Here is an 11208-nt window from a genome sequence, read left to right on the forward strand (position 1 = left end):
GTGCAGACTTCTTTACTCCTGATCAATCCATCCTGCTTCCGAAGTTGGTTTGCTAAGTGTTGCTACTGTACCCCTTGGTTCTTTAACAAGCTGTAGTGAAACCAGCAACAAGAATTCCTAGGCTTACTGGTGCGCAGAAGCAAGCTATAGCTGGGGGGAGTATGTCCACCTGCCCTCCTCTCCAGCAGGGATCCCTCACCCAAAAGCCGGGAGACAACCATCCAGAACCTAGTTGACCCACCGCCGAGAGAGGGGGATGCTAGAACGGGGAAGGCGGAAGCTGAATCCAGGGGCACCAGATGGCGAGGTGATAGAGCTATGAAGGAAGACTGGGCAAAACGGTTGCGCAACGGGTTAGTTGCCATGGTGGCAGTGATCCTGGCGGCAGGCTTGTTTCTAGCCAATCAAGCTCGTCAGGCCAGCACCAGCTTGGCCGACTTGGCTGCAGAGGCAGTGTCCTGGGAGGAAGCGCAGGCCAACGGCAAGCCTTCTCTGGTGGAGTTTTACGCCGATTGGTGCACCACCTGCCGAGCAATGGCACCCCTCCTGGCCAACTTGAAGAAAGAATTTGCCGATCAGGTGAACTTCGTCATGCTAAACGTGGACAACCCCAAGTGGCTGCCGGAGTTGAGCCGCTACCGGGTGAACGGGATCCCTCACTTTCTCTTTTTGGATGGTCAAGGGGAAGTGCTGGGATCTGCTATTGGAGAACAGCCTGCCGCCATTTTGCGGGCCAATGTGTTGGCTCTGGCAACTGGGCAGCCCCTGCAGTTGACCAATGCCGGACAGGTGTCTGAGCTGCAGCCGGGCAGGCCTGTCCTCTCGAATCAGGCGGATCCGCGCAGCCATGGATAGGAACCTAGGGGATCCCCACTGTCCCTCTCAGCTGCCCACTGGTCTTACCAGTTAACCACTCTTTGAGTTGCGCCCGCACGATACCTACCTGGCGCCTGCCCTCCTCTCCCACACGGCTGAGGACAGATGTTCTCCACCGGGAAACCCAGTGTCTGCCTCTTCCAGGTGGGGGGCCTCCCCGCGTTTGCGGATCACCAAGCAGCGACTATCGCGGTAGCGTCGAGGTAAGGCCAAACTTCTTCGGTCAGGTTTGGACGGCCTGCAGCCGCAGGTGCTGAACTAGAGCCTGTAGGCCCAATAGGTAGCTGTGGGCTCCAAATCCACTGATTTGGCCAATGGCTACAGCAGCAATGTAGGAGTGCTGGCGGAAAGGTTCGCGGCGATAGATATTGCTCAGGTGAACTTCTACGGTGGGCAGACCCACGGCAGCAATGGCATCCCGCAGGGCAATGCTGGTGTGGGTGTAGGCGCCGGGGTTGATGAGGATGCCGGCGTGCTGCTGGCGGGCGCGGTGGACGGCATCAACCAACACTCCCTCATGGTTAGACTGCAGGATCTCCAGCTTTGCCCCAAGAACTTCTGCCTGCTGGTGGAGCGCCCGATCGATCTGCTCTAAGGACACCGAGCCGTAGATGCCTACTTCTCGCACCCCTAGCAAGTTGAGGTTGGGGCCGTGCAGAACCAGAAGGCTGAGGAGCTCGCCACCGGAAGCGATGGCAGTCGGATTAGCGACGACGATGGGATCCATTTTCTACGGGAATGGGGGCAGGTTGGGGCTGAGGACTTCCCAGAAGGGTATCAATTACACGTTCCACCCATTCGCGGAGCTTTTCGAGAACTTTTTCTACCCAATCCATCCGACCTGCCTCGTAGGAGTTACAGAGCCATCAACGGAGCTTGACCAATGGATCTCCATGATAGCGCTTTTTCTCGACAAGCGTAGAAATGGGGAGCTGGAAATACCATCGGACTAGTAAAGGGCGCTCAGGAGCACGATATCCACGATCAGGAGGGCACCTGCAAAGGCCAGCAGGCTGCGCACAATTTGACGCTCTTGTTTGGAGCGATGGGATCCGCCAAGACGGAGCCAGCGGAGCGAGTTGGGGAGGCGGTACAGCATAGCAACAGTCGATGAGATTCTAGACTCGGGAGCGCCAACGCCCCAAGGTGATCATGCCCCATTCTGTGAGCTTCGGATCCTGGCGGACTTCCCCACGCTGGGGGGGAATACCAGCCTGGCTATGGGGATCAATTCCTTCTAGAGTGGGGGTTAGGCCATTTTTGTTGTCGATGACCACTCCTCTAACTCAAGCCGAAACCGTTTTTCAGCGTTGCTGGGATCACTGGCAAGCTCTGGCCAGCCGTCAGGACTTGCAGCCGGAGTTCAAAGCTTTATCCACTCTGCGCAAGCGTCTTGTCAGTCGGGTGTTTTCCATTGCGGTGTTTGGTCTGGTCAACCGCGGCAAGTCGGCTGTCTTGAACGCCCTGACCGGCGAGGCCCGCCTGGAGGTAGGGCCCCTCAACGGGGTGACGCAACAGCCACAATCGCTGCTGTGGCAGCCGGGGCCGGGGATCCCTTGGCAGGTGCGGCTCATCGATACGCCCGGCTTGAACGAGGTCAACGGAGAAGCCCGCGAACAGTTGGCCTGGGAGGTGGCCCGCGCCGCCGACTTGATCCTGTTTGTCATCGCCGCCGACCTGACCCAGTTGGAGTACCAAGCTCTGTTGGAGCTGCGCACCCTGCACAAGCCGATCCTGCTGGTGTTGAACAAGTGCGATCTCTATTCGGAAGCCGAGTTGCAGGCCATTCGCACCCAGATCAGCCATCACTTGGGCTGGGTGTTGCCCCAGGAGATCTTAACAGTGGCCGCCTGTCCTAAGCCCACTAAGGTGCGCACCCACTGGCCAGATGGCCGCATTACCTTGGAATGGGAGCGGCCCGCACCCCAGATCGAGGCCCTGCGAGAGCGCATTGTGGAGATTTTGCAGGCAGAGGCGGGATCCCTATTGGCCCTCAACGTGCTGAAGCGGCTGGAGTGCCTCCAGGCCCAGCTCTGGCAAAAGCAGTGGCAGCACCACGCCTGCTTTGTCGAGCAATGGAGCACGGCCTGCGCCCTCGGCAAGGGGATCGCGGTGGGCTTAGCGCCACTGGGGCTGGATCTGCTGTTGGCGCCGCTGCTGGATGGGCTGTGGCTGCTGGGCTTGGGAATGCGGCTGCGCCTACCCTGGGGATCCTTAGGGGGGGCGCTGGGATCCGTCCAGGAGGGGCTGTGGCGACTGCTGCTACTCAACGGGGCGCTGCTGCTTTTGGCCGAGGGGGTGAGCTCTTGGCTGTGGGGAGGCTGGAGCAACAGCCTCTTGCCAGGTCTGGTGGCGGGAGTGAGTTTGTACCGCCTGGGATCCCTGGCGCCACAGGTGTTGCTCCGGTTTGCCCCAGAGGGGTTCGGCCTAGGGGCCCTCTTGCGGGATCTCATCAGCAGCCAAGAGCTGGCTGAAAAGGCCTAGGATCCCCCTTCCCCGCCATCCTGGGCCATTTCGGCGGCGTGGTAGGAGCTGCGCACCAAAGGCCCAGAGCGCACCTGGCGAAACCCCATCTGGAGGGCAATCTGGCCCAGCTCGACAAACTCCTCCGGGGTCCAGTAGCGCTGCACCGGGCGGTGGGCCAGGGAAGGCTGCAGGTACTGACCCAGGGTGAGCCGGTCACACCCTACCGCCAGCAGATCGCGAAAGGTTTCCAGCACTTCCGCGCGGGTCTCCCCGTGCCCCAGCATCAGGCCGGACTTGGTGGGCAGGCCGGGATCCAGCTCCTTGACGGTTTGCAAAACCCGCAACGACAGGTCGTAGCCAGAGCTGCGCCGCACCGCCTGCGACAGCCGGCGTACGGTTTCGATGTTGTGGTTGTAGCAGGTCGGTCGGGCCGCCACCACACGGGCAATGCAGTCGCGATCCCCGCGAAAATCGGGGGTGAGCACCTCGATCTGGATCCCAGGGCAGCGTCGCCGAATTGCTTCCATCACCTCCACGAAGCGGCCGGATCCCTGGTCGGGCAGGTCGTCGCGAGCTACCGAGGTGAGCACCACATAGCGGAGCCCCAGCAGCTCAACGGCCTCAGCCACCTTTTCCGGCTCCTGCGGATCCAACGGCGCGGGCCGCCCGCTGGCCACCTGACAAAAGGAACAGGCGCGGGTACAGATCCCACCCATCAGCAGGAAGGTGGCAGTCTTTTGGCTGTAGCATTCGGCCCGATTGGGACAGCGCCCCTCTTCGCAGATGGTGTGCAGGCCCCGCTGCTTGATCACCTGCTGCACCGCCGAGATATCGCTGGCCTTGCCAATAGAGCGCTTGACCCAACTGGGAAGAGGGCTAACAGGCATGGGAGAACCGCTTGCTAGGGCTCAGTAGCTTGGGAAAGCATCCTTCTCCAATCCAAGGAGAAAGACAAAGGGGATAGCGTCCATTGTGGCATGGACGCCTTCCAGATCGATCGCCCTTAGCCGGAAAAGGGCTAGGCCAGCTGAGGAGAGGTTAGCATCTGGTTGACGATGCGCTGCACAATTTGAAAGCCAGTCACCGCCTGCCAGCCCAGGATCCCCAAAATCACCAAATTCAGCAGGAGGTGGACATTGCGGGCCCAGGCCTTTTGGCCATCCTTCATCAGGGGCGCCAAAGCCGCAGAGCTAGCCACCAAGGCCACAATGCCCAATCCCGCCAGCAAGTGGGGGCCAACGAACAGCTTGCCGTTGTTGAGGTAGGTCACCCCCATGCCGCCCAGGGCCCCGAACACCATCGACAGCAAGAACAGGGATCCAGCAAGAAAGTGCCGCTGGCCAAACTTACCCTTGATGAGTTCTTTGCGCTCTTCTGCAGAAGCAGTGCGCAGCCGTCGCACCTGCAGGCCCAGGTAAAGAGCGTAGAGAGCTAGGACAAAGGCGAAAATCATCAGCACAGGGTGAAAGAAAGGCAAGGCCAGCTTCAGCCATGGGGGAAGTTGAATGCCGCTCATAGGGATTGCGCAACGAAGAGGAGGCTGCCCCTAAATTAACACAAATTTTTAAAAATTTAAAAAACTTCTGTCGCGGCACAGGCCTGGGTGGACTCCAGGAGTTGGGGCCCTATCTGCGTTAGATGCTGGTAGAAATGGATTGGCCGTTGGCAGCGGGCCAGATGATGGGCTTTGCAACTTGGGTAACGCTGCGGATCCCAATTCCAGTAGCTGAATCACTCCTAGGTGCCGACCCCCGCCTCAAGCTCCCAGCCACAGGGCATAATGGGCTAGCAACTTCTTTTGAACAGGGATCCGCAGCAGCATGGGACGGGCAAAGAAAGTGGTATTGGCCTATTCGGGGGGCGTCGATACTTCCGTCTGCATTCCCTATCTCAAGTATGAGTGGGGGGTGGAATCGGTAGTCACCCTGGCGGTGGACTTGGGTCAGGGGGGAGAGCTGGAGGCCATCCAAGCCAAGGCGCTGAGGGCCGGGGCGGAGCAATCCCTAGTGCGGGAGGCTGTCCAAACCCTGATTGCCGACTACGCCTTCCCCGCCATTCAGGCCAACGCCCTCTACGAGCAGCGCTACCCTCTCTCCACCGCCTTGGCCCGCCCCCTGATTGCCAAGCTGTTGGTAGAGGTGGCAGAAGAGGTGGGCGCCGACGCCGTGGCCCACGGCTGCACCGGCAAGGGCAACGACCAGGTGCGCTTCGACCTGGCCATCGCCGCCCTAAACCCCAAGCTCAAGGTGTTGGCCCCGGCCCGCGAGTGGGGCATGACCCGCGAGGAGACCATTGCCTACGGGGAGCGCTACGGGATCCCTATGCCGGTGCAGAAGTCCAGCCCCTACAGCATCGACCTCAACATCCTGGGCCGCAGCGTTGAAGCCGGGATTCTGGAGGACGCCGACCAAGAGCCACCGGAGGAAGTCTACGCCCTCACCCGCCCCATCTCCCAAACCCCCGACGAGCCCGCCTATGTGGAGATCGCCTTTGAAGAGGGGATCCCGGTAGAGCTGGACGGGCAGCGCCTTGGCCCCAGAGCCCTCTTCGAGCGGCTCAACCACTTGGCTGGCAGCCACGGTGTCGGTCGCATCGATATGATTGAAAACCGGCTGGTGGGGATCAAGTCGCGCGAGATCTACGAGTGCCCCGCCCTAACGGTGTTGATCCAGGCCCACCGCGAGCTGGAGAGCCTCACCCTCACCCGCGAGGTCATCCACTACAAGTACGGTATCGAGACCACCTACAGCCAATTGATCTACAACGGCCTTTGGTATTCACCGCTGCGGGAGGCCCTCGACGCCTTCATTCGCACCACCCAAAAAAGCGTCACTGGCGTGGTGCGGATGCGCCTGCACAAGGGCCAGGCCGTCTGCGTGGGCCGTCGCTCCCCCTACTCCCTCTACAACGCGGAGCTGGCCACCTACGGGGAAGGGGATCAATTCGACCATCGGGCTGCCGAAGGCTTCATCTACATCTGGGGTCTGCCCACCCGCGTCTGGGCCCAGGTGCACCGGGGTAGTGGTGCTTGAACTCTACCGTTAGGCAATTTGTCCATCCGGGGCGCTGGTCAACCGGCTAGCCCGCTGGGAGGGAGCTGGCAACCCGCTTGCCTGCTGGCCCAACGGCGCAGGTGGGCCAGGTTTTCCACCGCGGGGGTGAGGGGCTTTCTCTAGGTTCCTGCCGTCCAGGTGTTGCCGTACTCGATCTGCTCCGGGGTAAGGCTGTCGATCTGGATCCCCATGGCTTTGAGCTTGAGGCGGGCGATGGTCTCATCGATCTCCGCAGGAATGGGGTGCAGCCCAGGAGCCAGGTGGCCACGGTTTTTCACCAGGTACTCGCAGGCCAGCGCTTGGTTGGCAAAACTCATGTCCATGACGCTGGCGGGGTGGCCTTCGGCAGCAGCCAGGTTGATCAGCCGGCCCTCCCCCAGCACCACTACCGACTTGCCCGATTGAAGACGGTATTCTTCCACAAAGGGGCGCACCGTCTGCCGGGAAACCGTCCGCTGCTGGAGCGCCACCAGGTCGATCTCGATGTCGAAGTGGCCGGCGTTGCAGACCATCGCCCCATCCTTCATCGCGTCGAAGTGCTCGCCGCGGATGACGTGCTTGTTGCCAGTGACCGTGACGAAGAGATCCCCCAGAGGGGCGGCCTCGGCCATGGGCATAACCCGAAAGCCGTCCATCACCGCCTCTAGGGCCCGCACCGGGTTGACCTCGGTCACAATCACCTGGGATCCCATGCCGCGGGCCCGTATCGCCACTCCCCGGCCGCACCAGCCGTAGCCGGCTACCACTACTGTTTTCCCGGCCAAGAGAATGTTGGTACAACGCAGGATGCCGTCTAGGGTGGATTGGCCAGTGCCGTAGCGGTTGTCGAACAGGTGCTTGGTCTCGGCATCGTTAACGGTCATCACCGGGAAGCTGAGCACCCCCGCCTTGACCATGGCCCGCAGGCGCACCAGGCCGGTGGTGGTCTCCTCCGTGGTGCCGATGATCTCCGGGAGCTGCTCCTGACGGTGCTGCACCAGCTCTGCCGTCACATCGCCGCCGTCGTCAATGATCAGGTTGGGGCGGTGATCCAAAGCAATCTGCACGTGGCGGCGGTAGGTGGCTACGTCTTCTCCTTTGATGGCAAAGACTGAGATGCCGTAGTCCGCCACCAGGCTGGCGGCCACATCGTCTTGGGTGGAGAGAGGGTTGCTGGCGATGAGGACGCTATCGGCTCCCCCTGCCTGCAGCGCCAAGGCCAGATTGGCCGTTTCGGTGGTGACATGGCAGCAGGCCACCAGGCGCAGCCCGGCCAGGGGCTTTTCTTGAGCAAAGCGCTCCCGGATCTGGGCCAGCACCGGCATCTCCCGCGCCGCCCATTGGATCCGTTGCTTGCCCAGGGAGGCGAGGCCAAGGTCTTTGACTTCGTGCTTGGGGAGAGACAGGGTGGCGCTGGTCATCGAGAAGGCTCCAAAAAAGGTCGTCGAAAAAGGACAGAGGATCAGTCGAGCTACACGGCTAGGAACAGGGAGTTTCAGGCCGTTACAATGTCGGCAAGAGGGATAACCAGATGTCAACAGACCTGAACTATTTTGCCACAAGGGATCCCTTTTCGGCGCTGGGGCTGGACGTGGGCAACCGCCGCATCGGCGTGGCCGGCTCCGATGGGCTGGGCCTGCTGGCCACGGGGTTGGGGGTGATCCGGCGCCGTTCCCTGCCCGAAGATATCGCCCAAGTGCAAGAGTGGATCCGCCGCCGTCGGGCCACCGTGGTGGTGGTCGGGATCCCCCTTTTGGCGGACGGCTCAGTGGGATCCCAAGCCCGCAAGGTGCAGCGGTTTGTACGGGCTCTGCGCGCGACAGTGGATTTGCCAGTGGTTACGGTCAACGAGTACCTAAGCACGGTGCAGGCGGAGTGGGATCTGCGCGAGGCCGGGATCCCAGCCAGGGCCCAGAAGGGTTTAATCGACCAACAGTCGGCGGCGGTAATTTTACAAACTTGGCTGGACGAGCGGCGCTATTCCCAAAGCTCAAAAGCGCCCTGCAGATAGTCTGCCAAGGCGTAGCTCACCCCTTCTTTGGCCGGTTGCTGTTCCACCAAAACGACATCGAAGCGACAGGCTAATTCAGCAAGATCAGGGTGCTGGCTCAAGAAAGCTTGGGCGGTTCGGATCAGGCGCCGCTGCTTCTGGATCCCAACCGCCAAAAGCCCCTTTTGATCCCAGCCCTCGCCACTGCGGGTTTTCACTTCCACAAAAATCAACTCCCCTGCCCTAGCGGCCACCAGATCCAGCTCCCCCCAACGACAGCGCCACTGTTGCGCCAGGATCTGCCAGCCCTGCTCCTCCAGGTACTGCCGCACCCAAGCCTCGCCAGCCTCGCCTGTGTCTTGGAGAGAAGTTCGCTTGGGCAAGGGTTCCCCGCCTACCTCGTACAAATCTAAGTAACTATTCCGAATCCCTCCCCCTAGTGGGCAGAGCCGTTGCCGTGATACCTGTCGGTGTCGTAGAAGCCGTTGCGGGTGCCAAAATAAAAGCTCGCCAAAGATAGGATCAGGGCGACCGCCACCAAGATCGACTTTGCATCCACGCAGTTTTCTCCTAGTTGTATCCTATGCCTCGACCATAAACTACCCTACCGCATAGGCGGGTGGGATTTTCAGTAGCCCTGAAGCTCGCTCACAAGGACTCCGTCCCGCTAACGCGAGTGGCACCGTTAAAATCCGCATCCCCTTCCCGCTGGCCAAGCCACAAGCACTGGTGACAGGTCTGTGAGCTGTAGGCAGGCGGAACCCCTACAACCTCGACCCCTACCCTCATTGCCTTGTACTGCACAAACTGCCTCAACAGGTAGAAAGCCCCTCGCGCTAGCGGGCCGTAGGCCTCACTGTTCGACTGCCGCCGCTCTTTTTAGGCGCTATCCCTTGGGGTATCCCGTGCATTTCGGTGATAGCCTGCCCTTTCTCCTGCCCTACTCTCGTTGGCCTTGGGGAGCCCAGATTTCAGTAGCTTGCTGGTGATCGTTCTCTCAAGTATTGGCTCCTTCCGCTTGCTGCTCGACATGTTACCATTTAGCCTCGAAAGGGAGTAGTCAGGTGGCCCACCGCCCTCTGCATCGACATACTGGCCAGCAAGCCCGGTGCAGCAGACAAAGCCTGCCCAGAGAATTACTTTGGGCTGCTTTGGTGACGAGACTTTCACTGGGTTCACGCAGAGGTGAGCTTGGTGATCCCGTCTGACTTCTCCGGCCTTCACCTCTAGCTGTGAGCCACCCTGCATACAAGAGAGGTTGGAGGCTAAAACATGTGGGCCGGTTTTTGGTCGAGTTTCCTGTTGGTCACAGTGGCAGAGCTGGGGGATAAGACCTTTTTTACCCCCCTCATTTTGGCAATGCGTCACCCGCGCCGTTGGGTCTTTCTGGGAACATGGCTGGCTTTGGCGCTGATGACCCTGCTGGCTGTAGTGGCCGGGAAGGTACTTTTCAAGTTGTTGCCACCACTGGGGGGGCAGGTGCTCTCAGCAGGGGTTTTTGCTGCCTTTGGGCTGAGAATGCTCTGGCAAGCCTACAGAATGACTCCTCAACAAGAGAAAGCAGAAGAGGAGGAAGCCCTGAAACTGGTGGAACAAGCCGAGGAAAAGGGGGCTGGCCGCGGCGGCGCCTGGACGATTGTCTGGGAAGCGTTGAGCTTGACAGCCTTAGCCGAGTTCGGGGACAAAACCCAAGTTGCCACCGTCTCCTTAGCAGCCACTCATCCGGGATTGAGTGTCTGGGCAGGAGCTACCCTCGGCCACGGCCTCATGGTGGGGTTGGCGGTGGTGGGTGGCCGGTTTTTAGCAGCCCATATCTCTGAACGAGCCGTGCATTGGTTGGGAGGCAGCTTGTTTCTGATCTTTGCCGGGATAACGGGTTGGGAACTGCTGGGATAAACCTGTCGGGCAACCCAGCCCGGTTCCCTTCAGAATTGACTTCTACTGACATAATTTCTCCTCCCCTAGCTGGAAGTCCCCCCTTCCAACAACAGACATACTACGGAGGCGGGTGTCGAAGGGCATTGGGGTATCTCTCCGCCAACTCCCAAGTCTCTTGTCCAGCGAGAGAGCCCTTCATGCCTGGCCAGATCCCCGTAAGCGATGCAGCAGGAGAATGAACGATGAGCAAAACTCCCATCTTTCCTCTAACCTGGCTATGGGCGGGATCCCTGGCTTTGGGGGTGACAGCCTTAGTAACCCGCCAGGTCGTCTGGGGTCTCTTGCCTGTGGCTGCGGCTTACCCGGCCATCCGCCGCCGCGAAGAACAGCTTTGCCAAGTGTTGGGGCAGAGCTGGCAGCAGCAGGAACAGATGGCGACCCAACTGGGGGCGATACAGGCGCGCATCGACGCTCTCGAAGCTCGGCCTACGTCACATTTATCGGTGCGGCAGCAACTGGCTCCCACCACGCAGGCCATTCAACAGATCCAGCGGCGGCTCAAAGCTGTAGAACTGCGGCTCAATGCTCTGCCCCAGGCGACTCCTGAGGAACTGGAGTCGATGCGGGCGCAATTGCAACGTCTGCAGCAGCAGGTGGAGTCCCAGCCAGCCCTCCCTTCCCCGCGCAAAGCTTTGGGGGTGTTTATTGACGGCGCTAACCTGCACGCCAGCGCCCAGCAATCGGGATCCCCTCTCGACTACCCCGGACTGTTGAGCTGGCTGGGCCAGGGCCGAACCGAGATGGAGGTGCGTTTCTACAGCGGCACAGATCCGCACAACCTCGGCCAGCGCCGTTTTCTGGCAGAGCTGAGAAAGTTGGGCTACCGGGTGGTTACCAAGCCGGTCGTCACCCGTGCCGACGGCAGCCGCAAGGCCAATCTGGATGGGGAGCTGATCGTGGATTTAA

14 protein-coding genes are annotated in these 11208 nt (G+C 60.6%); 6 read left to right on the forward strand and 8 right to left on the reverse strand.

Features of this window, described 5'->3' with window-relative positions; genetic code table 11:
• Positions 1-318: 318 nt before the first annotated feature.
• Positions 319-855, forward strand: a complete 537-nt coding sequence (locus NW841_RS09505; RefSeq protein WP_414366106.1) for a thioredoxin family protein — start codon at positions 319-321, stop codon at positions 853-855.
• A 244-nt stretch (positions 856-1099) separates the two neighbouring features.
• Here NW841_RS09505 and aroQ read toward each other — a convergent pair whose 3' ends face one another.
• Both aroQ and NW841_RS09515 read right to left on the reverse strand, forming a co-directional pair.
• Positions 1100-1603 (reverse strand): type II 3-dehydroquinate dehydratase, encoded by a 504-nt coding sequence (gene aroQ / locus NW841_RS09510; protein ID WP_414366107.1) that lies wholly within the window; start codon positions 1601-1603, stop codon positions 1100-1102.
• A 222-nt stretch (positions 1604-1825) separates the two neighbouring features.
• Positions 1826-1975 carry a hypothetical protein gene (locus tag NW841_RS09515; protein ID WP_414366108.1) on the reverse strand — a complete coding sequence of 50 codons (150 nt, stop codon included), beginning with the start codon at positions 1973-1975 and terminating at the stop codon, positions 1826-1828.
• A gap of 170 nt (positions 1976-2145) precedes the next feature.
• Here NW841_RS09515 and NW841_RS09520 point away from each other — a divergent pair, with 170 nt between their 5' ends.
• Positions 2146-3360: an Era-like GTP-binding protein gene (locus tag NW841_RS09520; protein WP_414366109.1), complete on the forward strand. Its 1215-nt coding sequence runs from the start codon at positions 2146-2148 to the stop codon at positions 3358-3360.
• On the opposite strand, the gene lipA is transcribed toward NW841_RS09520, so the two are convergent.
• Together lipA and NW841_RS09530 are read right to left on the reverse strand one after the other, a co-directional pair.
• Positions 3357-4229 (reverse strand): lipoyl synthase, encoded by an 873-nt coding sequence (lipA, locus tag NW841_RS09525; protein WP_414366110.1) that lies wholly within the window; start codon positions 4227-4229, stop codon positions 3357-3359. The genes NW841_RS09520 and lipA overlap by 4 nt on opposite strands.
• A gap of 131 nt (positions 4230-4360) precedes the next feature.
• Complete coding sequence (locus tag NW841_RS09530; RefSeq protein WP_414366111.1) at positions 4361-4858, reverse strand: DUF4079 domain-containing protein; 498 nt, start codon at positions 4856-4858, stop codon at positions 4361-4363.
• 304 nt (positions 4859-5162) lie between these two features.
• On the opposite strand from NW841_RS09530, the gene NW841_RS09535 reads away from it, so the two are divergent.
• On the forward strand, positions 5163-6374 hold the full coding sequence (locus NW841_RS09535) for an argininosuccinate synthase (protein WP_414386191.1): 1212 nt from the start codon (positions 5163-5165) through the stop codon (positions 6372-6374).
• A gap of 140 nt (positions 6375-6514) precedes the next feature.
• On the opposite strand, the gene ahcY is transcribed toward NW841_RS09535, so the two are convergent.
• Positions 6515-7795, reverse strand: a complete 1281-nt coding sequence (gene ahcY, locus NW841_RS09540) for an adenosylhomocysteinase (RefSeq protein WP_414371351.1) — start codon at positions 7793-7795, stop codon at positions 6515-6517.
• 110 nt (positions 7796-7905) lie between these two features.
• Between ahcY and ruvX the strand changes: the two genes are divergently transcribed.
• On the forward strand, positions 7906-8385 hold the full coding sequence (gene ruvX / locus NW841_RS09545; RefSeq protein WP_414378492.1) for a Holliday junction resolvase RuvX: 480 nt from the start codon (positions 7906-7908) through the stop codon (positions 8383-8385).
• On the opposite strand, the gene NW841_RS09550 is transcribed toward ruvX, so the two are convergent.
• The 3 genes from NW841_RS09550 to NW841_RS09560 form a co-directional block, all read right to left on the reverse strand.
• A complete protein-coding gene (locus NW841_RS09550) occupies positions 8352-8771 on the reverse strand; it encodes a YraN family protein (RefSeq protein WP_414378490.1) in 420 nt (139 codons plus the stop codon). The two genes, ruvX and NW841_RS09550, sit on opposite strands and share 34 nt — an antisense overlap.
• 29 nt (positions 8772-8800) lie before the next feature.
• A complete protein-coding gene (locus NW841_RS09555) occupies positions 8801-8923 on the reverse strand; it encodes a hypothetical protein (RefSeq protein ID WP_414371435.1) in 123 nt (40 codons plus the stop codon).
• An 89-nt stretch (positions 8924-9012) separates the two neighbouring features.
• Complete coding sequence (locus tag NW841_RS09560; protein WP_414366120.1) at positions 9013-9180, reverse strand: zinc ribbon domain-containing protein; 168 nt, start codon at positions 9178-9180, stop codon at positions 9013-9015.
• A gap of 456 nt (positions 9181-9636) precedes the next feature.
• Here NW841_RS09560 and NW841_RS09565 point away from each other — a divergent pair, with 456 nt between their 5' ends.
• On the forward strand, positions 9637-10260 hold the full coding sequence (locus NW841_RS09565; RefSeq protein WP_414366122.1) for a TMEM165/GDT1 family protein: 624 nt from the start codon (positions 9637-9639) through the stop codon (positions 10258-10260).
• Between the two features lie 224 nt (positions 10261-10484).
• Positions 10485-11208, forward strand: a 724-nt coding sequence (locus tag NW841_RS09570; RefSeq protein ID WP_414386192.1) for an NYN domain-containing protein, incomplete at its 3' end; no start/stop codon positions are given.

This window comes from Synechococcus sp. H60.3, from assembly GCF_047462295.1.
Taxonomy (GTDB): Bacteria; Cyanobacteriota; Cyanobacteriia; order Thermostichales; family Thermostichaceae; genus Thermostichus.